This window comes from Caenimonas terrae, assembly GCF_042655405.1.
GTDB lineage: Bacteria > Pseudomonadota > Gammaproteobacteria > Burkholderiales > Burkholderiaceae_C > Ramlibacter > Ramlibacter terrae_A.
On the sequence record NZ_JBHSMF010000010.1, the window covers coordinates 441,265 to 464,912 of the forward strand.

At 64.4% G+C, this 23,648-nt stretch carries 23 protein-coding genes and 1 tRNA gene; 5 read left to right on the forward strand and 19 right to left on the reverse strand.

Annotated features, from left to right (window positions below; translation table 11 throughout):
- Positions 1-131: 131 nt before the first annotated feature.
- From ACFPOE_RS21320 to ACFPOE_RS21340, 5 genes are all read right to left on the reverse strand, one after another.
- Entirely contained in the window at positions 132-2,273 is a 2,142-nt protein-coding gene (locus ACFPOE_RS21320; RefSeq protein WP_376852341.1) for a peptidase domain-containing ABC transporter, read from the reverse strand.
- On the reverse strand, positions 2,273-3,526 hold the full coding sequence (locus ACFPOE_RS21325; RefSeq protein WP_376852342.1) for an HlyD family secretion protein: 1,254 nt from the start codon (positions 3,524-3,526) through the stop codon (positions 2,273-2,275). The genes ACFPOE_RS21320 and ACFPOE_RS21325 overlap by 1 nt, the downstream gene beginning before the upstream one ends.
- A complete protein-coding gene (locus ACFPOE_RS21330) occupies positions 3,523-3,828 on the reverse strand; it encodes a hypothetical protein (protein ID WP_376852343.1) in 306 nt (101 codons plus the stop codon). The genes ACFPOE_RS21325 and ACFPOE_RS21330 overlap by 4 nt, the downstream gene beginning before the upstream one ends.
- A 25-nt stretch (positions 3,829-3,853) precedes the next feature.
- On the reverse strand, positions 3,854-4,774 hold the full coding sequence (locus ACFPOE_RS21335) for a TraB/GumN family protein (RefSeq protein ID WP_376852344.1): 921 nt from the start codon (positions 4,772-4,774) through the stop codon (positions 3,854-3,856).
- A gap of 73 nt (positions 4,775-4,847) precedes the next feature.
- A complete protein-coding gene (locus tag ACFPOE_RS21340; protein ID WP_376852345.1) occupies positions 4,848-5,258 on the reverse strand; it encodes a hypothetical protein in 411 nt (136 codons plus the stop codon).
- A gap of 1,852 nt (positions 5,259-7,110) precedes the next feature.
- Between ACFPOE_RS21340 and ACFPOE_RS21345 the strand changes: the two genes are divergently transcribed.
- Positions 7,111-7,401: a DnaB-like helicase C-terminal domain-containing protein gene (locus ACFPOE_RS21345; protein WP_376852346.1), complete on the forward strand. Its 291-nt coding sequence runs from the start codon at positions 7,111-7,113 to the stop codon at positions 7,399-7,401.
- Between the two features lie 21 nt (positions 7,402-7,422).
- Here the strand turns inward: ACFPOE_RS21345 and ACFPOE_RS21350 are convergent, their stop codons facing one another.
- The 12 genes from ACFPOE_RS21350 to uvrB all read right to left on the reverse strand — a co-directional run bounded on the left by ACFPOE_RS21350 (position 7,423) and on the right by uvrB (position 18,102).
- Positions 7,423-8,028 (reverse strand): hypothetical protein, encoded by a 606-nt coding sequence (locus tag ACFPOE_RS21350; protein ID WP_376852347.1) that lies wholly within the window; start codon positions 8,026-8,028, stop codon positions 7,423-7,425.
- 40 nt (positions 8,029-8,068) lie between these two features.
- Complete coding sequence (locus tag ACFPOE_RS21355; RefSeq protein ID WP_376852348.1) at positions 8,069-8,878, reverse strand: hypothetical protein; 810 nt, start codon at positions 8,876-8,878, stop codon at positions 8,069-8,071.
- Between the two features lie 674 nt (positions 8,879-9,552).
- Positions 9,553-9,627 (reverse strand) — tRNA-Val (locus tag ACFPOE_RS21360).
- Positions 9,628-9,678: 51 nt separating this feature from the next.
- Positions 9,679-10,389 (reverse strand): DNA polymerase III subunit epsilon, encoded by a 711-nt coding sequence (gene dnaQ / locus ACFPOE_RS21365; RefSeq protein WP_376852349.1) that lies wholly within the window; start codon positions 10,387-10,389, stop codon positions 9,679-9,681.
- A 16-nt stretch (positions 10,390-10,405) separates the two neighbouring features.
- The gene (gene fdx / locus ACFPOE_RS21370; protein ID WP_376852350.1) at positions 10,406-10,744 is read right to left on the reverse strand and encodes an ISC system 2Fe-2S type ferredoxin; all 339 of its coding nucleotides are present in this window, start codon (positions 10,742-10,744) and stop codon (positions 10,406-10,408) included.
- A gap of 15 nt (positions 10,745-10,759) precedes the next feature.
- Positions 10,760-12,631, reverse strand: a complete 1,872-nt coding sequence (gene hscA, locus ACFPOE_RS21375) for a Fe-S protein assembly chaperone HscA (RefSeq protein ID WP_376852351.1) — start codon at positions 12,629-12,631, stop codon at positions 10,760-10,762.
- 9 nt (positions 12,632-12,640) lie between these two features.
- On the reverse strand, positions 12,641-13,165 hold the full coding sequence (gene hscB / locus ACFPOE_RS21380) for a Fe-S protein assembly co-chaperone HscB (protein ID WP_376852352.1): 525 nt from the start codon (positions 13,163-13,165) through the stop codon (positions 12,641-12,643).
- 63 nt (positions 13,166-13,228) lie between these two features.
- Positions 13,229-13,552 (reverse strand): iron-sulfur cluster assembly protein IscA, encoded by a 324-nt coding sequence (gene iscA, locus ACFPOE_RS21385; RefSeq protein WP_376852353.1) that lies wholly within the window; start codon positions 13,550-13,552, stop codon positions 13,229-13,231.
- Between the two features lies 1 nt (position 13,553).
- Positions 13,554-13,940 (reverse strand): Fe-S cluster assembly scaffold IscU, encoded by a 387-nt coding sequence (gene iscU / locus ACFPOE_RS21390; RefSeq protein ID WP_376852354.1) that lies wholly within the window; start codon positions 13,938-13,940, stop codon positions 13,554-13,556.
- Between the two features lie 18 nt (positions 13,941-13,958).
- Entirely contained in the window at positions 13,959-15,179 is a 1,221-nt protein-coding gene (locus ACFPOE_RS21395; RefSeq protein WP_376852355.1) for an IscS subfamily cysteine desulfurase, read from the reverse strand.
- A 78-nt stretch (positions 15,180-15,257) separates the two neighbouring features.
- Complete coding sequence (gene iscR, locus ACFPOE_RS21400) at positions 15,258-15,794, reverse strand: Fe-S cluster assembly transcriptional regulator IscR (protein WP_376852356.1); 537 nt, start codon at positions 15,792-15,794, stop codon at positions 15,258-15,260.
- Between the two features lie 202 nt (positions 15,795-15,996).
- Entirely contained in the window at positions 15,997-18,102 is a 2,106-nt protein-coding gene (gene uvrB, locus ACFPOE_RS21405) for an excinuclease ABC subunit UvrB (RefSeq protein WP_376852357.1), read from the reverse strand.
- A 101-nt stretch (positions 18,103-18,203) separates the two neighbouring features.
- On the opposite strand from uvrB, the gene ACFPOE_RS21410 reads away from it, so the two are divergent.
- Positions 18,204-19,400 carry an amino acid aminotransferase gene (locus tag ACFPOE_RS21410; protein WP_376852358.1) on the forward strand — a complete coding sequence of 399 codons (1,197 nt, stop codon included), beginning with the start codon at positions 18,204-18,206 and terminating at the stop codon, positions 19,398-19,400.
- Positions 19,401-19,412: 12 nt separating this feature from the next.
- On the forward strand, positions 19,413-20,165 hold the full coding sequence (locus tag ACFPOE_RS21415; RefSeq protein ID WP_376852359.1) for a sulfite exporter TauE/SafE family protein: 753 nt from the start codon (positions 19,413-19,415) through the stop codon (positions 20,163-20,165).
- Between the two features lie 3 nt (positions 20,166-20,168).
- Here the strand turns inward: ACFPOE_RS21415 and ygiD are convergent, their stop codons facing one another.
- Complete coding sequence (gene ygiD, locus ACFPOE_RS21420; RefSeq protein ID WP_465251315.1) at positions 20,169-21,020, reverse strand: 4,5-DOPA-extradiol-dioxygenase; 852 nt, start codon at positions 21,018-21,020, stop codon at positions 20,169-20,171.
- Positions 21,021-21,207: 187 nt separating this feature from the next.
- On the opposite strand from ygiD, the gene ACFPOE_RS21425 reads away from it, so the two are divergent.
- Together ACFPOE_RS21425 and rsxB are read left to right on the forward strand one after the other, a co-directional pair.
- Complete coding sequence (locus ACFPOE_RS21425) at positions 21,208-22,548, forward strand: polyhydroxyalkanoate depolymerase (protein WP_376852360.1); 1,341 nt, start codon at positions 21,208-21,210, stop codon at positions 22,546-22,548.
- On the forward strand, positions 22,545-23,204 hold the full coding sequence (rsxB, locus tag ACFPOE_RS21430; protein WP_376852361.1) for an electron transport complex subunit RsxB: 660 nt from the start codon (positions 22,545-22,547) through the stop codon (positions 23,202-23,204). The genes ACFPOE_RS21425 and rsxB overlap by 4 nt, the downstream gene beginning before the upstream one ends.
- On the opposite strand, the gene ACFPOE_RS21435 is transcribed toward rsxB, so the two are convergent.
- A complete protein-coding gene (locus tag ACFPOE_RS21435; RefSeq protein ID WP_376852362.1) occupies positions 23,201-23,641 on the reverse strand; it encodes a CBS domain-containing protein in 441 nt (146 codons plus the stop codon). The two genes, rsxB and ACFPOE_RS21435, sit on opposite strands and share 4 nt — an antisense overlap.
- Positions 23,642-23,648: the final 7 nt, after the last annotated feature.

The following is a 23,648-nucleotide window of genomic DNA, read 5'->3' on the forward strand; positions in this document are numbered from 1 at the left end:
CGGACAGAGGATGATACAAGTTAAAGCCTCCCTGACGTTCTCCCAGTTCCGCAGGGAACCCTTGCGCGCCCGAGCGTCCCCGATGGCGACGAAATTCCGTGCACGCGATCTGCCTACGATATCTGGCGCCCTCAGTGAGTGCCGGCGAGCCGTTCAGCGGATGCCGTTGTCGCCTGCCTGACGCTCGACGCCCGCGAAAGCGACACAACCCTGCCACTGGCTCGTATCGTTTCAGGCCGATGCGCAACGACGACCCGGGTCAGGCTCAAGCGCGAAATCGCCGCGTTGATATCGTCCTCGAGCCTCGTGTCGAGATGGCTCGTCGCTTCATCGAGAAAGATGAAACTCGGCCGCTTGTACAAAGCCCGCGCGAGCACGACCCGTTGCTTTTGCCCGCCGGACAGCGACGTCCCCATGTCCCCGACCAGCGAGTTGTAGCCCATTGGCATCTTGCCGATCTCCTCGTGGATGCGCGCCAATTTCGCACACTCTTCAATGTATTGCTGGTCGGGTGCTTCATCGAAGAACGAGATGTTGTCCGCCAGCGAGCCTGCGAACAGCCTGTCGTCCTGCATGACAACGCCGATCATGCTGCGGTAGTAGGTCAGGCCGAGCTGTTTCAGCGGAATGCCACCAATCAGAACCTCGCCTTCCACAGGCTCGAGCTGCCCCAACATGATCTTGAGCAGTGTCGTCTTGCCGCACCCTGATCCGCCGACGAGCACGACCGACTCGCCCTTTGCGATGGTGAGCGACAGGCCGTCAATGATCCACGGCTCCCCGTCAGCATAGCGAAAACGGATGTTCCTCAGCTCAATTGTCGTCTCCACGGTTTCAGAGGAAAAGAAAGGACGGGGCAAGTCTGGTTCCGGCTTCGCCAGCACGATGTCAGACAATCGTTCCGCGTGCAGGCGCAGCATTCGGACGTCGATACCCTTGTCGATCAGGCTCATGATGCGAGTCGTAAACTGGTCCTTGTAGGAAATGAACGCAATGAGCATACCAACCGTGAACGACCGATCCAGCACGGAGCGGCTCCCGAGCCAAAGAATCAAGGCCCCTTCAATGCCAACAAGCAAGGTGTTGATTGCCTGAAAGGCAATGCTCAAGCGCTGGATCTCGATGCCGGAGTTGGTGCTGTCGACTGTCATCTTGAGGAACCGGGTGGCGCGATCGGCCTGGCGATTGAACAGCTTGATCGCCTGAATCCCGCGGACCGTCTCCATGAAGTGCGACTGCTGCCGCGCGAGCCGGACGATCTGGCCCTGAGACGCGGTCCTCAGGGCGTCGTAGCGCAAGAGACGCAGCAGCCCGTACAACACGACGGCGCCAAGCGCGATCGCGGCCAACGAAGGACTGTAGATGAACATCATGACCAATGTCGTCACCGCCATCAAGCCGTCGAGGATTGCTGTCACCAGGCCCGTGGTCAAGGTCTGCTGAATCGCCGAAACAGCGCCGAACCTTGAAACAATGTCGCCGATGTGACGCTTCTCAAAAAAGGACGTTGGCAGGCGCAACAGGTGATTCATAACATTGGACGTCCACTGCAGATTCAGGCTGCTGCCAAGATGAAGCAGGACCCAGGATCGCACCAGCGCGACAACGGTCCTGAGCAAGGCCAGCAACAGGATGCCGGTCACGATGACGGTGAGCAGGTCCTTGTCACCGGAGACTAGCGCGTCGTCGACAATCCACTGCATCAGGAACGGGCCGACCATCGCAAAGATCTCCAGCGCCAGCGCCAGGGCGAGCACTTGCACGAGCGACGACCCAAGCCCTCGCACGCGGCCCATGAGGCCACGCAGGCGCATCGAACTGCGTTCTTCGCGCTTTGCGAACTTGAGGGTGGGCTCAAGTTCCAGCGCCACGCCAGTAAAGTGCTTTGACGCTTCTTCGTAAGTCAAAATCTGCAGACCCAATGCCGGGTCGTGAATGACGAGCCTATCGCGCCTGACCTGCTTCAGCACCACGTAATGGTTAAGGTTCCAGTGGAGGATGACAGGCAGATTCAATCGCCCCAGCGCCTCCAGATCGGCACGTAACGGTCGGCATGACATTTCCATCCGACCCGCGATCTGAATAAGTTGGGACAGATTCAGCCCCTTGAGTGACACCGCAAACCGTGTGCGCAGATTTGCGAGGTCCGTTCGGTATCCATGGTACCCAGCCACCATTGCCAGGCAGACCAGGCCGCACTCGGCGGCTTCAGTCTGGAGCAGCAATGGCACCTTCTTGCCCAGGCCCAGCTTCAATCCTTCAAGGACCTCCATCACAGTCTCCCGGAAATGCTGTACAGAGGCTCGAGGATCCATTCGAGCAGCGTCCGCTTGTCCAGCCAGACGTCCGCATCGACTTGCATTCCCGCCTGCAGTTCCTCCTTCTTTCCGTACGCCAGAACGTGCCCCTGGTCGGGAAGGATCGTGATGACGTAATAGACGTCGGCAGGGGACGCCGGAAACGGCAGTTCCTGCGCCGGAACCGCGGTGCGTGAGATCTTGACGACCCGACCTGGCTGGCTGCCAAATTTCTGATACGGAAAGGCCTGGTACTGCAGCTGGGCGAAGTTGCCCACGCGAATGAAGCCGACCGAACGGCTCGGCACATACAGATCGGCCTGCAAATGCGTGCCCGCCGGGATGAGGCTCATGAGAGGCTGATTCGGACTCGCCTGGCGTCCCGTGTCCGCCTGCAGCGCCGTCACCATGCCATCCTGGGGAGCCACCACATACGACTCGCGTCGTGCTTCATTTTCCATCCCTGTCGAGGCGATTTCGCTGATTGCCCGGTCGGTCGCCGCCAGGTCATTCCTCTCCTTGAGCGGAAGCACCCTCAGGTCTGTCTCCAGGCTCAGATAATCCCGCTCGATCGAGATCCTGGCCCGCTGCAAGTCTCTCAAGCGGTTCTGCTGATCGATGAGATCGGCCTGCTTTTCTTGCAGGGTCATGTCTGAAACGAAACCTGCCGTTGCAAGACGAACGTTTCGCGCGACCAATTCCTCCCCAAGACGGACCCGTTGCTCCTGGGCTTGGATGGTTCGGGTGAGTTGCTCTCTTTCCTGGGACAAGTTCCCAAGGCGCTTCGTGGCCGAGTTCAACTGCTCCGCGTACATCTGACGGGTCTTGACTTGCTCGCCCACCAGACTCATCCGACGCATCGTGAGCTGCTTGGAAATTTCAGCCTGGGTATCTCCGCTCTCGCTCGTGCGTTCCGTGGAGATCACCGCCAGAACGTCTCCCCTCTTCACTAGCTGTCCCTCGCGGACGCGCAAAGCAGAAACTGCACCGGACTGCTGGGCGAAGATCTTGAGCAGCCCTTGGTCGGGCACCAGATAGCCGGACGAGCGTGCCTTCTTTGTGTACTCTCCCCACACCAGGAAGGCCAGTAGCGCGAAGGCAATACCAAGGAAGGCGACTGACAGGATGGAAAAAGACGTCGGCCGCGCGAGCAAGATTTCGCCGAGCCAGGTGTCTCGTTTGTGGTCCAGTGCCTCTTGCCGGAAGAGGCTTGAGGGCTTTGGACTCATTTGCGAAACGCAAAGCGTTTGGCGATTTGTAGCGTTCTGCGCACACCCGGCGTGAAGACGAGCATCGAACCCCAGGCAATCATGAAATCGGTCAACGACAGGCCCAATGTGCCGTCCGTCATTGCGTGCCAAACGAACAGCGCCGCAGCGGTACTGATGAACGCGATCCCGTACGTACGCAAGTTCCCGCGGCTACTCTCAAGTGAGGGTTGGTCCAAGCCAGCGCGGCCACTGGGGACCCAGAAGCTGGCAAACAGCAAGAGTGCGACGATAGACAGCGCGGAGATGATGGCGTAGGTCATATTGTCTTCTTCGGAGGATGAACGTTCAGCGCACGCGAGTGACCGTGACGTGCTGATCTTCGAGCAGTTTGATCAATCCTTGCGGGCCGCCAAGGTGCGCTGCGCCAACAAAAACGAGTACCGGCGACCTTTCGTCCATCGCGCTCAAGAGGCCTTTGACGAGCAATGGATTTCGCTCGTCCACGTCGTGTGCGACCGTGAATGCGGGCAGCCCCAGCGCGACAGTGTTGAACCAGACCTTCTTCTTCCACGCGGTGTCAACGTCCGGCTGCGCCGACAAGTCGTGTGCGTACTTGTCAATCAAGGTGCGGGCCGTCTGCAAGCGCGTCGGATCGATGAACAGGTCGCACAGATTGAACAGGATCTGGTCAAGCTGCCCGGCCGTCAAAGTCCGCTCATGGTCGATGTAGGCATCCACGCCCTCCAACTCGCGAATCTCGAAATTCCTTTGCCGCGCCGCGTTCATCAGCAGCAAGTCCAGGTTCGGCACAAACTTCACGTCCGAGAGGACCTTTGAATAGATCAGGGCGCGATACACGGCGACTGGATGGAGCGCCAGCAGTTGCTTGATTTGTTCCGGGCTGTACAGCGCCGATTTGAGCGCAGGGACTATCTTTCTGACCGTCGCATCGCTGAGGTCCTGGATTGCCGGATCGCCGTTGCCGCGCACGTACTTGGCCAAGGAATAGCCTTCCTTTGGTAACGGTGCCGCCTCGAACACCAACGCACGGGCCCGCTGCTCACAGCCAACGATGTCGGATGACTCTTCGGCCGCACGCAACACCATGTGATTGATGGCGACCAGACAGGCGGTGAGGCCCGTCTCCGATCTCAACGAAAACACGAGCGGCTGGTCCGGTTCCGCCGCGAAAGCTGAGCTCTGGAACAGGGCAAGACTCAGAAGGATTGACGTGACGCTTTGCATCCACTGGCAGAAAAGGCACATGCAGAGGCTCCCGTAATGGCGCGCACGCTGTGCAGAGATGGCGTGCGCGCGCGTTCATAGCTGATTCGTCTGATCAGGGGCCGGAATCCCCCGGGCTCGGATCTCCCATCGGGTTTCCGGTCGTCGCCGCGCCAGCCCCCGCGTCCGACCCGCCCATCCCTGGGCTGGTGATTGCCCCCAAAGCGGTGCCGACCGCGATGGCAGCCCCGATGACAACGGAGACGCCGTCCGTTGCAACCGCAACTGCTGCCGCAGCGCCGATGGCGGCGATGCTCTGGCCGATTGCGTTCACGGTGTCGGACAGACCTGCGACGACGACGCCGCCGGGGTCCGACGAACTGTCCCCGCAATCGCCGCTCGCGCTACAGCCACCGTCTCCTTCTCCATCTCCTCCGCCCACCAAGAGCAACTCGTCCGCCGTCAATTCGCGGTAACCGAACTGGCCGCCGGGTGCGATGTGCTTTCCGAAAGTACTTAGTTGCATATAGGTCCCACTGTTTGCCCCGAAGGGGGCTGGTTGGCTGTGCAGAGACCCCTCTGCCCAGCATCCGCGAACTTGCCGGACAGCGCAAGCACGAGAATTCCGTGATCTGTAACTAACGTTCTTCCTCTCGGGTATGAACGTGGAAGATATCGCCAGACTGTTGTCAAGGCAGCTTTCCACAACACGGCGAGCGCAAAGGGGCGCCCCCTAACGGCTTCGGCGTCGGGCCCGCGCGTGTTGGGTTGTTTCTCTTGCACCATCGCGCCTGCTCGGCTGGATGGGCAAGACCATTCCAAGCCGTGGGACTTGGAGCCCCGCCGCAATGCGTGCTCGCCCCACGTGGCGCTGCTCGTCGACCAAGCGACTGCTGCATCGCTTTGGCGGCGATGCAGCCCTGCGCTTGTGCTGCGCACGCTCCTGACGTAGGAAGTAGCGTTGAACATGGTCTTCGTCTTCTCACAAGGCGCTCATTGCTGCGGTGGTCTTGACAGCACAACGACAGATTCGACGCACTAAATATCGTTTGCGTCACGATCCTAATGCACTTTTTATTAATACGCAAGGCGGCAACCATCTCACAGTTGGCTCAACTCGCGTGGCCGCCGTTTCTGCTGATGGCAGACGGTGGCGATGTGAGTGCGGTGATGCCGGCGGCCCGGCTATCGCAGGTGCATTGGGGTCGTGGACGCGAATCCGGCGGAGGCTACGGCGGTGAAGGTTGTCGGGCGCGACCGGAAAATTGAATCGTGTGGCACCTGTCAAAGGGCGCGCTCGATGGCATCAAATAGGTGGAAAAGTTCGAGTCAAGAGACGATTTCTTGTCCCCGGACGACTTACAGGTCGCAAAACGCTATTCGATAGCATGTTTTCTGGACATGCGGATGGCAGTCGGATCGCGAGAAGGTCCCAATTGAAATGCAGGAGGGCGTTGCACGCCCTCCTGCGGTCACCGACTAGGATCCGGCAAAGCCGGCCTCCATGGACCCACAGATGCCAGGACAAGCGGCGCCCGGTGCTGACCCGTCCTCGCCGACGCCTGGGTCAGACGGAGCGGATCCATCGGCGCCGCAATCGCCGATAGCGCTGCAATCGCCGGGGTCACCGTCACCCTCTCCCCCTCCCACCATGAGCAGCTCGTCCGCCAGCAGCTCGCGGTAACCGACCTGGCCCGCAACGGCGGTGTGCTCTCCGAAAGTACTCAGTTGCATATAGGTCCTACATGTTCGCCCCAACGGGGCAGGTTAGCTGCGCAGAGGCCCCCCTGCCCAGCATCCGCGGACTTGCGGGCAGCGCAAGCACGAGAATTCCTTGATCGGTGACCGGTCCTCTTCCTCCTGCGTACGCGTGGGGAAGCTCCGGCCAGATTGGGCGTCCCAATTGGTTTCCACCGACGGGCTCCGCGCGCAACGCCGCAAGATCCCCCAGCATCGGGCTCGCACCTTTTGATGTATTTCTGCCGCACAGCGTTGGCCTGTTGGACCGGATGCGAGAGACGACCCTAGGCGACGGTGTTAGATCGCGCCGCATGCGCGCTCGTCCCATGGGTGCTGCCTGGCGGCCAGGCGCCTGCTGCACTCTTCCTGTGCTGCGCACGCTCCTGACGCAGGGCGTTGCGTTTGACATGGTCATGGTCTTCTCTCAAGGCGCTCGATTGCTGGGGGGCTTGATAACGGAACCGCTTGGTCAGTCCTAACTATATAGTTTCCAGCACGATCCTAGCGCAGACTGCATTAAACGGCAACAGAGCTAGCTTCCCGCTGTTGACCGTGGGCAGCACTGTGGGCTTGCCCTCGGCCACGGTGTCATCCCCGGATAGGTTCGCGCCGGCGCAAATTCCGCCCTATCGCGTTCGATGGTCTCGTCCCGGGCCTTGATCGCTCCCCTTGAGCGCGGACAACGGCCGTGCCCAGGGGCCAGGCGCCCTCGCCCCGGCGTTGGCAATGGCAATGGCAATGGCCAGCATCAGAATCGGCGAAACATCGAACAGGATGCCGACGTGATCAGGTTCATCGATAACCCCGACACGCGTGAGCCCGGCATCGCAGAGATGAGCGTCGCGAAGCAACGTGATGGTGCGGTCGGAACCGTCAGGCTGTGCTTCACTGACGCAACCAACCACCTCTTCGAATCGGGTGATGCGTAGAACCCCCGCCCGGCGCGCGCGTCAGACGATGACCTGAATGTCAGGCATGAAACGGATATGCGGCGTATCCATGCGCTCGGGCTCGTAGCGAACCGTCGCAGCCCACAACACCTCGTCCGGCTTGACCGTGAGCCTGACCGGATGGACCACCACCATGATCTCGGAGTGGTCCTTCATCATCTTGGCGACGTACTGGGGATAGCGCAGGGCGATATCCGCGAGCTTGACGTCTTCCAGGACGATCGCGGTCTGCTTGCCCTTGTCCTTGGCGATCCAGCGCAGCCAGTCGTGCTTGATCTCGTCCCGGTAATCGACCTGCAACCGGTCCATGTGCATCCAGCCTGTCATGGCGATCAGGTCGGGGCGTCCCTGCTCGCGCGTGAGCTTGAAGTTGTCGACACGGTAGTTCATGTCCAGGACCAGCATCCTGTTCGGTCCGGCCTTGGCGCCCTGATGCTTGTGCGTCCACGCGGACGCCGCCACCAGGGCCAGTTGCCGCGAAGTGGAACCGTAGGCGCCCGTGATCAGGCGGCCTGAGGTGTCTTGTTCGCGGCCCTCGTAGTCCAGGGAACTGTCCTTGAGCTTCACCGAGTCCGGCATGTCCCTGGTCATGACCAGCAGGGACATCGAGATCATGTCGAGCTTGTTCGGTCTCATCGGTTCGGTCTCACTCCCGCACGCCGGCGCCGGCGGTCTTGGTCTTGGTTCTCTTCGGGCCACCGCGCGCGGTCTCCTCCTTGTGCAGCGCATGCGCAATGGCGCGAATGTCCCGGCTGGGCGCTCTCGTCGCCTTGGGCGCGGCAAGCGCAAGGGGCGCGCCTGCCAGGCGTTCGCGTTCGGAGGAGCTCTTGCGCCCGGCCTTGTGGCGAACCGGCGGACGTTCGGGCGTGGGCACCGGCAGTTCGCTGTCGAGGTTGAAGCCCCGCAGCATCAGCACCTTCTTGGCCAGGCGTTCGAGCACCTCGCGCGGATCGTCAGCCTGCTTGAGCTTGGCCAGCAGGCACTCGATCACGATGTGCGTCAACTGGTCCTTCTCGTTCTTCTTCGGATCCGATTCGAGCCAGTCGTAGCGACGCGCATGACTGCGGCCCAGCATCTTGGTGAATCGCTTGCCCAGATCGACCCGTGCCGCAACCTGATGCTCGGTCCCAGCGAACTTCGCGAGATCGTCGGCATACATCCTGTCGAACAATTCCCGCAGGGTGTAGCTGTCCCAGCCAGCGGCCTTCGGGATCTCGTCGTACAGCCGAATCAGAAGCTCGACGTTCTGCGGCAGGATCTTGTGGTGACACAGCTTGTTGTACTGGTTGGGGTTGCGACACCCCAAGGCATGCTCGGCGTTGAACTTGCTCAACTTCAACCGGCCCCGCCATTCTTCGACGTCGTAGCCGGCAAGGGGGCGATTCGACGGCGCAAGCGTGAAGTCGATATCGATCGCCGGTGTACCAGGGGCTTCTCGGGACGTCTCATTTCTCATTCGAGCCTTTCAACCGCGATCGCGCCGAGTCGGACCCGGACCGTCAAGCTCGCCGGGCCCCGGCCGGACTGAAGCGGGCCAGGCGGGACAGAGGATGCGTCCCGACATGTCCAGCACATTGGACGACCCTGATTCCAGGACCGTCCCCTTGTCCGTTCCCCAGAACCCCTCAGCGGCTCCATTGCGATTTGCGAAGTGTAGCGCAGGTGAACTGGAATTGTCGGAATGTTGAGACGGGGATTGGGGCCCACGCCTCGGCCCGCGTCTGTGCGTCAGCGACCAACACACGAGCCACCCTGACGGCGTTGTGCACCCCCATGCGACCGCCTGCGACGCCGGTGACGCACCTTCGCGCCAATGAGAAAGGCGAATACGATCTGCTAGAGGACGCCGGCAATGAACTGCTCAACCAAACAGACTCGGTTCAAAAGCTGTCAGCGGTGGCCGAACGGCTCGCAGCGAAGGGACGCTGAACGGATGCGAAAACTCCTGGAAATCTGGGTGCGCGACTGAGCGCAAGCCGTTTGCCGGTTCGTGGCCCTGATGCGATGGCACCCAAGCCAATCTGGAACCTAACAGCGGCACACAGCAGGAACCGCTTGCGGGATCTGCGTAGTCTTTGCGTACCGCAAACGAAAACGGCACCCGAAGGCGCCGTAATTCATTGATTCTCTTGGTGGGTGATGCAGGGTTTGAACCTGCGACCCCTGCCGTGTGAAGGCAGTGCTCTACCGCTGAGCTAATCACCCGTGCCCCGGCGTGGCCGGGACGTTGCTGTCCGTTTTCAGGACAGCCTCGAATTATGCCACAGGCTGGGCCAGCCGCCAGAGCGTCTTGCCGCCGCTGGCCTTGTCCAGTTGCTTGAGCACTTCCTCGTGGGCGGCGCTTTCCTGCTCGCTGGCCAGCAGCACCGGCAGCGTGAACTGCGTCAGGTCGACGCGCGTGGTGATGCCGCCGATGTGGTCGTGCGCGCCGACGTCGATCAGCAGCGCGTCCTGGCCGCGCGTGAGGTTGATGTAGACGTCCGCCAGCAGTTCCGCATCCAGCAGCGCGCCGTGCAGGGTGCGGCTCGAATTGTCCACGCCCAGCCGGTCGCACAGCGCATCCAGGCTGTTGCGCTTGCCCGGATACATCTCCTTGGCCATCGCCAGCGTGTCGGTCACCTGCGAGACGACGCTCCTGAACCCCGGCCGTCCGATCAGCTCCAGCTCCTTGTTCAGGAAGGCGACGTCGAAGGCGGCGTTGTGGATGATCACTTCCGCGCCCTGCAGGTACTCCATCAGTTCGTCGGCCACGGCGCCGAACTTCGGCTTGTCACGCAGGAAGTCGTTGCTGATGCCGTGCACCTTGAGCGCGTCCTCGTGGCTCTCGCGCTCCGGGTTGAGGTAGAAGTGCCGGTTGTTGCCGGTCAGCTTGCGGGCGACGAGTTCGACGCAGCCGATCTCGATGATGCGGTCGCCGCCTTCGGCGGACAGGCCCGTGGTTTCGGTGTCGAGGACGATCTGGCGCATGGGGGCGATTATCGCCTCAGTGATTTTCCTTGGCGTGGTTGATGGAGTACTTGGGGATCTCCACCGTCAGGTCCTTCTGCGCCACGATGGCCTGGCACGACAGCCGCGAGTTGGGCTCCAGGCCCCAGGCCCGGTCGAGCAGGTCCTCCTCGTTCTCGTCCATCTCGTTGAGGGAGTTGAAGCCTTCCCGCACCACCACGTGGCAGGTGGTGCACGCGCAGCTCATGTCGCAGGCGTGCTCGATCTTGATGTCGTGTTCCAGCAGCGCCTCGCAGATGGAGGTGCCGGCGGTCGCCTCGATCTCGGCGCCCTTGGGACAGTACTCGGGGTGCGGCAGGATGCGGATGATGGCCATGTCGTTGTACTTCTTCTAGATCGTTTCCACGTTCCGGCCGGCCAGCGCCTGCTGGATGCCGTGGTTCATGCGCTCGGCGGCGAAGGCTTCGGTGCCCCTGGCGAGCGCCTTGGTCGCCGCCTCGATGGCCTCGGCATCGCTGCTGTCGGCCGCCACCGCGCGCAACTGGTCCATCAACGCATCGATCTCGGCCCGCTCGCTGGCGTCCAGCAGGCCGGCATCGGCGTCGAGCGCGCTTCGGGTGGCGATCAGCATGCGGTCGGCATCGACGCGCGCTTCCACCAGCGCCCTGGCCTTCATGTCCTGCTCCGCGGTGGTGAAGCTGTCCTGCAGCATCTTGGCGACCTGTTCGTCCGACAGGCCGTACGACGGCTTGACGTCGATCCGCGCCTCCACGCCGCTGCCCTGCTCCTTGGCGCTCACGCTCAGCAGGCCGTCGGCGTCGACGGTGAAGGTGACGCGGATGCGGGCCGCGCCGGCCGCCATCGCGGGAATGCCGCGCAGCTCGAAGCGCGCCAGGCTGCGGCAGTCCTTGACCAGGTCGCGCTCGCCCTGCACCACATGCAGCGCCAGCGCGGTCTGGCCGTCCTTGTAGGTGGTGAAGTCCTGGGCCTTGGCGGTGGGAATGGTTTCATTGCGCGGAACGATCCGCTCCACCAGCCCGCCCATGGTCTCGATGCCGAGCGACAGCGGGATCACGTCCAGCAGCAGCAGGTCGCCGCCCGGGTCGTTGCCGGCCAGCAGGTTGGCCTGGATCGCGGCGCCGAGCGCCACCACTTCGTCCGGGTTCAGGTTGTTCAGCGGCGCGCGCCCGAAGAACTCGCCGACCGCGCGCTGGACCTGCGGCATGCGGGTGGAGCCACCCACCATGACGACGCCCTGCACGTCTTCCTTCGCGAGCTTCGCATCGCGCAGGGCCTTGCGCACGGACGTCATCGTCCGGGCGGTCAGCGCCGCCGTCAGCGCCTCGAACTCGGCTCGCTGCAGGGTGACCTCCGCGCTGGCCTGTTCCAGCTTCACGGGCACCGTGACCGTTTCGGCCGCGGAGAGCGCTTCCTTGGCCGAGCGCGCCGCCATCTTGATGGCCGCCTTGTCGCCCGGCGTCGCCGCCTGCAGGCCGCAGCGCTCCAGCATCGCCTGCGCCAGCGCGCGGTCGTAGTCGTCGCCGCCCAGCGCCGAATCGCCGCCGGTGGCGATCACCTCGAACACGCCGCGCGTCAGGCGCAGGATCGAGATGTCGAAGGTGCCGCCGCCCAGGTCGTACACCGCGTAGATGCCTTCGCTGGCGTTGTCCAGGCCGTACGCGATGGCGGCCGCGGTCGGCTCGTTGATCAGCCGCAGGACGTTGATCCCCGCCAGCTTCGCCGCGTCCTTGGTGGCCTGCCGCTGGGCCTCGTCGAAGTAGGCCGGCACGGTGATGACGGCGCCGTACAGGTCGTCGTTGAACGTGTCTTCGGCGCGAAAGCGCAGGGTGGCCAGGATCTCGGCGCTGATCTCCACCGGCGACTTCTCGCCGGCCCGCGTGCGCAGCGCCACCATGCCCGTGCCCGCATCGCCGGCCTCGGCGAACTCATAAGGCAGCTTGTCGCGATTGGCGATGTCGGCCAGCCCGCGGCCCATGAAACGCTTGACCGAGGCGATGGTGTTGCGCGGATCCTGCGCCTGCGCCGCCTGCGCGTCGTAGCCGATCTGCCGGCCGTTGTCCTCGAGATAGCGCACCACGGAAGGCAGGATGGTCCGGCCCTGCGGATCGGGCAGGCACTCGGCGACGCCGCTGCGCACCGCCGCCACCAGCGAATGCGTGGTGCCCAGGTCGATGCCGACCGCGATGCGCCGCTGGTGCGGGTCGGGCGATTGCCCGGGTTCTGAAATTTGCAGCAGTGCCATATGAGGAGCCTATTGTCCCAGCTCGTCGAAGCGCGCTTCGACGTCATGGGCAAAGCGTTCGATGAACATCAGGGCCCGGACCTGCCGCGCGGCCGCCGCAGCGTCGCCCGACTGGTCCAGCGCCTGCTCGATCCGGGCGAAGGCGTCGGCGCGGGCCTTCGTCAGCTCCGCGTTGACGCGCGCGAGCGCGTCTTCCGATTGCGCTTGTTCCAGCTCCTCGCGCCAGGCCATCTGCTGCAGCAGGAAATCCGCCGGCATCGCCGTGTTGCTCTCCGCCTCGATCGGCGCGCCGCGCCGCTCGCACAGGTAGGCGGCGCGCGCCAGCGGATCGCGCAGCCGCCGGTACGCCTCGTTGACGCGCACGGACCATTGCATCGCCACCCGCTGGGCGGCGGCGCCCTGCGCGGCGAACTTGTCGGGATGCACTTCGCGCTGCAGCTGCTTCCAGCTCGAGTCGATGGCAGCCATGTCCTGCGCGAACCGCTCGGGCAGTCCGAACAGTTCGAAGTCGCTGGAGCTGAGCTTGGGGGTCATCGCTTGATAAAAAAAACCGCCATCACGAAGCAAGGCGGTTTTTTCGGTGCGACGGGACGCGCTTCAGACGCGGAAACTCTCGCCACAGCCGCACCGGTCCCGTTCGTTGGGGTTGTTGAACTTGAAGCCCTCGTTGAGGCCCTCGCGCACGAAATCGAGCTGGGTGCCGTCGATGTACGCCAGGCTCTTGGGATCGATCAGCACCTTGACGCCGTGGTCCTCGAAGACGATGTCCTCGGGCGCCACTTCGTCCACGTATTCGAGCTTGTAGGCCAGGCCGGAGCAGCCGGTGGTCTTCACGCCCAGGCGCACCCCGACGCCCTTGCCGCGTTTGCCGAGGTAGCGGGTGACGTGGCGCGCGGCTGCTTCTGTCAGGGAGATCGCCATTTCAGTGCGCGTGCTTCTTCTTGTAATCCTCGACCGCCGCCTTGATGGCGTCTTCGGCGAGGATGGAGCAGTGGATCTTGACCGGCGGCAGCGCCAGTTCCTCGGCGATCTGGCTGTTCTTCAGCGCAGCGGCCTGGTCCAGCGTCTTGCCCTTGACCCACTCGGTGACGAGCGAGCTGGAGGCGATGGCCGAGCCGCAGCCGTAGGTCTTGAAGCGCGCATCCTCGATCACCCCGGTCTGCGGGTTGACCTTGATCTGCAGCTTCATCACGTCGCCGCAGGCGGGCGCACCGACCATGCCGGTGCCGACGCTCTCGTCGCCCTTGTCGAAGGAGCCGACGTTGCGCGGGTTCTCGTAGTGATCAACGACTTTTTCGGAATAGGCCATGGCAATACCTCTTTGAATTCAGTGTGCGGTCCACTGGATCGAGCTGATGTCGATCCCGTCCTGGTACATCTCCCACAGCGGGCTGAGGTCGCGCAGCTTGGCGACGTTCTGCCGGATGGTGGCGATGGCGAAGTCGATTTCCTCTTCGGTCGTGAAGCGGCCGATGGTCATGCGCAGGCTGCTGTGCGCAAGTTCGTCGCTGCGGCCCAGGGCGCGCAGCACGTAGCTCGGTTCCAGCGAGGCCGAGGTGCAGGCCGAGCCGGACGACACCGCCAGGCCCTTGATGCCCATGATCAGCGATTCGCCTTCGACGAAGTTGAAGCTCATGTTCAGGTTCTGCGGCACCCGCTTCTCGGCGTGGCCGTTGAGGAACACCTGCTCCACGTCCTTGAGCCCGTCGAGCAGCCGCTGGTGCAGCGCGCGCGCCTTCGCGTTGTCCTGCGCCATCTCCGCCTTGGCGATGCGGAAGGCCTCGCCCATGCCGACGATCTGGTGGGTGGGCAGCGTGCCCGAACGCATGCCGCGCTCGTGGCCGCCACCGTGCATCTGCGCTTCCAGCCGGATGCGGGGCTTGCGGCGAACGTACAGCGCGCCGATGCCCTTGGGTCCGTAGGTCTTGTGCGAGGCCAGGCTCATCAGGTCCACCGGCAGCGTCTTCAGGTCGATCTCCACCTTGCCGGTGGCCTGCGCCGCGTCGACGTGGAAGATGATCCCCTTCTCGCGGCACAGCGCGCCGATGCCGGGGATGTCCTGGATCACGCCGATCTCGTTGTTGACGAACATGACGCTGATCAGGATGGTGTCCGGGCGGATCGCCGCCTTGAGCACGTCCATGTCCAGCATGCCGTCTTCCTGCACGTCGAGGTAGGTCACCTCGAAGCCCTGGCGCTCCAGCTCGCGCATGGTGTCCAGCACGGCCTTGTGCTCGGTCTTGACGGTGATCAGGTGCTTGCCGCGCGTCTTGTAGAAGTGGGCCGCGCCCTTCAGGGCCAGGTTGTCCGACTCGGTCGCGCCCGAGGTCCAGACGATCTCGCGCGGGTCGGCGCCGATCAGGTCCGCCACCTCGCCGCGGGCTTTTTCCACTGCCGCTTCCGCTTCCCAGCCCCACGCGTGGCTGCGGGAGGCAGGGTTGCCGAAGTGCTCGCGCAACCAGGGAATCATGGCGTCCACCACCCGCGGGTCCACCGGGGTGGTCGCGCCGTAGTCCATGTAGATCGGGAAATGCGGAGTCATGTCCATGGCTGGCTCTGTTGCTTCTGCTGGCGGTGGGTGAAGGTCGGCTTCAAGGATCGCTGTTTTACAAAGGCCGTGTCGATCTCAGGACTTGGCGAACGAATTGCCCAGGGCGAACACCGAGTTCGGCGCGTTGACGCGGATCGGCTTGACCACCGGCTGCGCCGAAATCGCGCGCTTCACCGCCGGCTTGTCCTCGATCTGGATGCCCTTGGCCAGCTGGTCGTCGACCAGCTTCTGCAGGGTGACGGAGTCGAGGAATTCGACCATGCGCTGGTTCAGCGCGGCCCACAGCTCGTGGGTCATGCAGCGGCCGCCCTCGTCGCCGCAATTTTCCTTGCCGGCGCACTGGGTGGCATCGATCGGCTCGTCGACCGAGACGATGATGTCGGCCACGGTGATGTCCGCCGCCTTGCGGCCGAGGGTGTAGCCGCCGCCGGGGCCGCGGGTGGACTCCACCAGCTCGTGCCGGCGCAGCTTCCCGAACAGCTGCTCGAGGTAGGACAGCGAAATCTGCTGGCGCTGGCTGATCGCCGCCAGCGTGACGGGACCATTGTTCTGGCGCAGAGCCAGGTCGATCATGGCTGTGACCGCAAAGCGGCCTTTGGTTGTGAGACGCATCGAAGGCTCCTTAATGCTTGGCTTCGTATAAAACACCCTCTGGCTTATGCCGGGGGTGAACCCGTCTCCGCCCGCACCCGGCTTTCGCCGGGCCCCATCGGCCTCTTCCCAGACCGATTTCTTACGTTTTCTTGATGTTGACTAATTGAGTCAAGTATAGCACAAGACCCGCAATTCTTGTCAGGTAACTAGACTGATCAGTTCACGGCCGCTTTCCGCCCTGGACCGGCACCACCACATTGTCGTGGACCACGGCCCCGAACGCCTGTTCTTTCAGCACGGCAAGCTGGTCCCGCACCCGCGCCGCCTTTTCGAACTCCAGGTTGCGGGCGTGCTCCAGCATCTGCTTTTCCAGCCGCTTGATCTCCCGGGCCACGTCCTTTTCCGACATGTCCTGGGTCATCGCGCGCTGCAGCTCCTGCTTTTCCATCTCCTTGCTGGCCTTCTCGCTGTACACGCCGTCGATCAGGTCGCGCACCTTCTTCTGGATGCTGCGCGGGGTGATGCCGTGTTCCAGGTTGTAGGCGATCTGCTTGACGCGGCGCCGCTCGGTCTCGCCGATCGCCTTCTTCATCGACTCGGTCATCCGGTCCGCGTACAGGATCGCCCGGCCATTGAGGTTGCGCGCGGCCCGCCCGATGGTCTGGATCAGCGAGCGCTCGGCCCGCAGGAAGCCTTCCTTGTCGGCATCCAGGATGGCGACCAGCGACACCTCGGGAATGTCCAGGCCCTCGCGCAGCAGGTTGATGCCCACCAGCACGTCGAAGGTGCCCAGCCGCAGGTCGCGCAGGATCTCCACCCGCTCGACCGTGTCGATGTCGCTGTGCAGGTAGCGGACCTTCACGCCGTTGTCGGTCAGGTAGTCGGTCAGCTGTTCGGCCATCCGCTTGGTCAGCGTGGTGATCAGCACCCGCTCGTTCTTGTCGGCGCGGATCCGGATTTCCTGCAGCACGTCGTCCACCTGGTGGGTGGCCGGCCGCACTTCCACCTCGGGGTCGATCAGCCCGGTCGGGCGCACCAGCTGCTCCACCACCTGGCCGGCATGCTCGTTCTCGTAGGCCGCCGGGGTGGCCGAGACGAACACCACCTGCCGCATCCGGGCCTCGAACTCCTCGAACTTGAGCGGCCGGTTGTCCAGCGCCGACGGCAGCCGGAAGCCATATTCCACCAGCGTGGTCTTGCGCGAGCGGTCGCCGCTGTACATGGCGCCGAGCTGGCCGATCATCTGGTGGCTCTCGTCCAGGAACATCAGCGCGTCCTTGGGCATGTAGTCGGTCAGGGTGGAAGGCGGCGCCCCGGGCGGCGCGCCCGACAAGTGCCGGGTGTAGTTCTCGATGCCCTTGCAATGGCCGATCTCGCTGAGCATCTCCAGGTCGAAGCGGGTGCGCTGCTCGATCCGCTGCGCTTCCACCAGCTTGCCCTGCGAGACGAACTCCTTGACCCGCTCGCTCAGCTCCAGCTTGATGCTCTCCACCGCCCCCACCACCTTTTCGCGCGGCGTCACGTAGTGGCTGGACGGATAGACCGTGAAGCGCGGCACCTTCTGCCGGACGCGGCCGGTGAGCGGGTCGAACAGCTGCAGCGATTCGATCTCGTCGTCGAACAGCTCGATGCGGATGGCCAGCTCCGAATGCTCGGCCGGGAAGATGTCGATGGTGTCGCCGCGCACCCGGAAGGTGCCGCGCGCGAAGTCCTGCTCGTTGCGGTTGTACTGCATCCGGATCAGCTGCGAGATGATGTCGCGCTGGCCGATCTTGTCGCCCACGCGGGTGATGAACCGCATCTGCGTGTAGTCCTCCGGGGCGCCGATGCCGTAGATCGCGCTGACCGTGGCCACGATGATGGTGTCACGCCGCTCCAGCACGCTCTTGGTGGCCGACAAGCGCATCTGCTCGATGTGCTCGTTGATCGAGCTGTCCTTCTCGATGAACAGGTCGCGCTGCGGCACGTAGGCCTCGGGCTGGTAGTAGTCGTAATAGCTGACGAAATACTCCACCGCGTTGTGCGGGAAGAACTCGCGGAACTCGCTGTAAAGCTGCGCCGCCAGCGTCTTGTTCGGCGCGAACACGATCGCCGGCCGGCCCAGCCGGGCGATCACGTTAGCCATGGTGAAGGTCTTGCCCGAGCCGGTCACGCCCAGCAGGGTCTGGAACACCTCGCCGTCACGCACGCCTTCCACCAGCTTGTCGATCGCCGCCGGCTGGTCCCCGGCCGGCGGATAGGGCAGGAACAGCTCGAACGGGGAATCGGGAAAGCTGATGAACTCGCCTTTTTTCTCTTCTTCGATGACTTCGGACAGATCGGACATGGGCAGCAAGGGTGATGGGCAGGACAGTTAAAATTGGGGCAACCGGACAGAGTACAACAGCGCCGGCCTCTTCGCTTGCAACATCCCCCTTAGGAATTCACATGTCTTTGTTCACCGCCGTCGAAATGGCCCCGCGCGACCCGATCCTGGGCCTCAACGAGCAGTTCAACGCCGATGCCAACCCCCACAAGGTCAACCTCGGCGTGGGCGTGTACTACGACGACGACGGCAAGCTGCCGCTGCTGCAGTGCGTGCAGCAGGCCGAAAAGCAGATGATGGAAGCGCCCAAGGCGCGCGGCTACCTGCCGATCGACGGCATCGCCGCCTATGACTCGGCGGTGAAGAGCCTGGTATTTGGGGCCGAAAGCGAGCCGGTCAAGAGCGGCCGGGTGGCCACGGTGCAGGCCCTGGGCGGCACCGGCGGGCTGAAGATCGGCGCCGATTTCCTCAAGCGCATCAATCCCGGCGCCAAGGTGCTGATCAGCGATCCGAGCTGGGAAAACCACCGGGCGCTGTTCAGCCAGGCCGGTTTCGCCGTCGAAACCTATCCGTACTATGACGCCGCCAGGCGCGGCATCGACTTCGAGGGCATGCTCGCCGGACTGGAGGCGGCGCCCGAAGGCACGGTCGTCGTGCTGCACGCCTGCTGCCACAACCCCACCGGCTACGACATCTCGCCCGAGCAGTGGGACAAGGTGATCGAGACGGTGAAGGCGCACAAGCTGGTGCCGTTCCTGGACCTGGCCTACCAGGGCTTCGGCTACGGCATCGCGGAAGACGGCGCCGTGGTCGGCAAGTTCGTCGCCTCCGGCCAGAACTTCTTCGTCTCCACCTCGTTCTCCAAGAGCTTCAGCCTGTACGGCGAGCGGGTCGGCGCGCTGTCGGTGGTCTGCCAGGACAAGGAGGAAGCGGCGCGCGTGCTGTCGCAGCTCAAGATCATGATCCGCACCAACTACAGCAACCCGCCGATCCACGGCGCCATGGTGGTCGCGTTGGTGCTGAACACGCCCGAACTGCGCACGCTCTGGGAGAAGGAACTGGGCGACATGCGGCTGCGGATCAAGCAGATGCGCACGGCGCTGGTGGAAAAGCTCAAGGGCGCCGGCGTGAAGGAAGACATGGGCTTCATCACCCAGCAGATCGGCATGTTCAGTTACTCCGGCCTGACCAAGGACCAGATGGTGAGGCTGCGCAATGAATTCGGCGTCTACGGCACCGACACCGGCCGCATGTGCGTGGCGGCCCTGAACAGCAAGAACATCGACTACGTCTGCGCGTCCATCGCCAAGGTGCTCTGAGCGCCCGGCCGCATGCCCGGCTGGCTGCACCTGCCTGACCTGCTCGTCCTGCTGGTCGCCGAGCCGACCCTGGTCGTCGCCTACGTGGTGTTCGGCATGGTCGGCTTCGGCACCACGCTGGTGTCGGCGCCGCTGCTGGCGCACGTGCTGCCGCTGTCCACGGTCGTCCCCGCGCTGGCGCTGACGGACTTCGTGGCGTCCTGGACCAACGGCTTGCGCCTGGGCGCGCACGTGGTGCGCAAGGAGGTGCTGCGGCTGGTGCCGGCCATGGTGATCGGCAGTGCGCTGGGTGCCTGGCTGCTGTTCGCGGTGCCCGTGCCCACGCTGATGCTGCTGCTGGGCGTGTTCGTGGTGCTGTATGCGCTCAACGGCCTGCGGCCGAAGGCGCCGCAGCCGCCGCTGGCTGCCGGCTGGGCCTGGTGGTACGGCGGCGCCGGCGGCGTGCTCAGCGCGCTGTTCGGCGCCGGCGGCTGGGTCTATTCCATGTACCTGCTGCGGCGGCTGGAGGATCCCCAGCAGATCCGCGCCACCCAGACCGCCGTGCTGACGATCAGCTCCACCATCCGGGTGGGCCTGTTCCTGGTGGCCGGCACCTATTTCAATCCGGCCCTGCTGCTGCTGGTGCTGGCCCTGCTGCCGGCGATGGTGCTGGGCCTGTACATCGGCCATCGCATCACGCTGCGGCTGGACCGCAAGCGCTTCCTGCAGGTGCTTTACGGCGTCTTGCTGCTCACCGGGGGCAGCCTGGTCTGGCGGGTGCTCTGAGCCTCAGCCCCAGAGCGCCGAGCGCATCGAGATGGATGCCGACTGGTAGCTCGCGTTGAAAAAGTGCGGCTGCTCGCTGGCGTCCACCGCGCCGGCGGCGTACAGCAGCGGCAGGTAGTGGTCGTAGGTCGGGTGGGCCAGCTGGGCCACCGATCCCAGCTGCAGGAAGTCCTGCAGCGCCTGCATGTCGCCCTTTTCCATCGCCTGGGCGATCCTGCCGTCGAACTCGATCGCCCAGTCGTAGGCCTGGATGGATGAAGCCCCGCGGCGGGTGGCGCGCAGGTTGTGGACGATGTTGCCGCTGCCCACGATCAGCACGCCGCGTTCGCGCAGGGCCCGCAGCTGGCGGCCCAGGGCGAAGTGTTCGGCCGGCGGCCGTCCGTAATCCATGCTCAGTTGCACCACCGGGATCGCCGCCTTGGGGAACATCGGCTTGAGCACCGACCAGGTCCCGTGGTCGTAGCCCCATTCCTGCGCGTCGATGCCCACCGCCGGCTGGCGCAGCAGCGCACTGAGCTCCCGGGCCACGCCCGGAGCGCCCGGCGCCGGGTATTGCTGGTCGAACAGCGCCTGCGGGAAGCCGCCGAAGTCGTGGATGGTCTTGGGCCGGTCCATGCCGGTCAGCCACCAGCCATGGGTCAGCCAGTGGGCCGAGATGCACAGGATCAGCTGCGGCTGCGGCTGCGGCAGGCGGGCGCCGAAATCGCGCCCCAGGCTCTCCCAGCTGCGCCGGTACTCGTTGTCCTCGATGGCGTTCATCGGGCTGCCGTGGCCGACGAACAGCACCGGCATCCGCGGGCTGGGCTTGAGGCCCTGGAGCGCCGGCAGGCCCGCCGCCGAACTGATCTGGGTCATTTCCGCTCCCGTCGCGGCCAGCCCGCCGGCCACCGCCATGAAATTTCTGCGCCGCATATTGGTTCGATTTGACCGGAATTATCCGGGATCGGCCGGCGCCCGACCGTTGCGCGCGGACTAGGGGATGCTCCCTTCGTCAGCGCGACCACAGGTGCTATATTGCACTGCAGCAACTTCAAAGCGACCCATGCTCTACCAGATCTACGAAGCCCAGCGCAACCTGATGGAGCCATTCGCGGACTTTGCGCAGGCTGCCGCGAAGCTCTACAGCAACCCGCTCTCCCCGTTCGGCCAGAACCCCTTCGCCCAGCGCGTCGCGGCCGGCTACGACCTGGCCTATCGCCTGGGCAAGGATTACGAGAAGCCCCAGTTCGGCATCACCACGGTGGACGTCAACGGCATCGACGTCGCGATCCACGAGCGGATCGAGGTCGACAAGCCGTTCTGCGAGCTGCGCCGCTTCAAGCGCTTCTCCGACGACCCCAAGACGCTGGAGCGGCTCAAGGGCCAGCCGGCCGTCCTGATCGTGGCGCCGCTGTCCGGCCACTACGCCACTTTGCTGCGCGACACCGTGCGCACCATGCTCAAGGACCACAAGGTCTACATCACCGACTGGAAGAACGCCCGCACCGTGCCGCTGGAACAGGGCGAGTTCCACCTGGACGACTACGTCAACTACGTGCAGGAGTTCATCCGCCACCTGCAGGGCATCTACGGCAACTGCCACGTGATCAGCGTGTGCCAGCCGACCGTGCCGGTGCTGGCCGCCGTGTCCCTGATGGCCAGCCGCGGCGAAGTGACGCCGCTGAGCATGACGATGATGGGCGGTCCGATCGACGCCCGCAAGTCGCCCACCGCGGTGAACAACCTGGCGATGAACAAGAGCTTCGAATGGTTCGAGAACAACGTGATCTACCGCGTTCCGAGCAGCTTTCCCGGCGCCGGCCGCCGGGTCTATCCGGGCTTCCTGCAGCACACCGGCTTCGTGGCGATGAACCCGGACCGCCACATGTCCAGCCACTACGACTACTTCAAGCACCTGATCGCCGGTGACGACACCAGCGCCGAGGCGCACCGCAAGTTCTACGACGAGTACAACGCCGTGCTGGACATGGACGCGGACTACTACCTGGAGACCATCCGGATCGTGTTCCAGGAGTTCGCGCTGGTCAACGGTACCTGGGACGTGATCAGCCAGGAGGGCGAACTCGAACGGGTGCGGCCGGAGGACATCACCACCACCGCCCATTTCACCGTCGAAGGCGAACTGGACGACATCTCCGGCTCCGGCCAGACCGAAGCCGCCCACGGCCTGTGCGTGAACGTGCCCAAGTCGCGCCAGAAGCACCTGGAGGTCAAGGGCGCGGGCCATTACGGCATCTTCAGCGGCCGCCGCTGGCGCGACACCGTCTACCCGCAGGTGCGCGACTTCATCGCACAACACGACAAGGGCCCGATGGTCAAGGGTAGCGGCAAGAGTTCCACCGCGCTGAAGGCGCCGGGCAAGAAGGTCGCGCAGACGTCGTGACGCCGCTGGCCGAGCGGATCCATTCCGCCTTGCCGCAAACCCAGTGCACCCGCTGCGGCTACCCGGACTGCGCTTCCTACGCGCAGGCGGTTGCCGACGGCCAGGCCGGCATCAACCAGTGCCCGCCCGGCGGCGCCGAGGGCATCGCCCGGCTGGCGGCCATCACCGGCCGCCCCGCCCTCCCCCTGAACCCGGCCAACGGCACCGAAGGCCCGCGCAGCGTCGCCGTGATCGACGAGGCCTGGTGCATCGGCTGCACGCTGTGCCTGCCGGTATGTCCCACCGATGCGATCGTGGGCAGCAACAAGCGCATGCACACCGTCATCGAGCCGGACTGCACCGGTTGCGAGTTGTGCATCGCCGTCTGCCCGGTGGATTGCATCAGCCTGGAGAACGTCACCGGCGAGCGCAGCGGCTGGCAGGCCTGGTCGCAGCCGCAGGCCGCCCGCGCGCTGCAGCGTTATGCATTCCATCTGGCCAAGGCGCAGCGCGAGCAGCAGGCCACCGGCGAACGGCTGGAGCGCAAGGCCGTGGAGAAGCTGGCGGACCTGCCGGCGCACACGCATGGTGCACAGGGCGCCGAGTCGCAGCGCAAGCGCGCGGTGATCGAGGCGGCGCTGGCGCGCGCCCGGGCCCGCCGCGGCGGCGCGCCCTAGCCCAGGGCGTCGTTGACCTGCTCGTTGAATTCGGCCTGGCCGAGCGCCGCGCCGATTTCCCGCGGCAAGGCGTCGCGCACCGAGAACACGCCCAGGATCCTGGACCCGGGCCCGACGATCGGCAGGTGGCGAAAACCCCGTTCCAGCATGATGACCACCGCATCCGACACCAGCGTCTCGGGCGGCACGCAGGTGGGATTGGGCGTCATGATCTCGCGCACCGTGGTGCGTTCCGGGTCCAGGCCCTTGGCCAGCACCCGGGTCATCAGGTCGCGCTCGGTGACGATGCCCAGCAGGGTCTGCGGCGGCTCCATGACCAGCACGCTGCCGCAATTGGCCCGCGTCATCACGCCGGCCGCGTCCCGCACGCTGGCCTGCGGCCCGATGCTGACGACACGCTTTTGCGACACCGGCTCGAAAACCCTGCGTTCAGCCATGATGGGC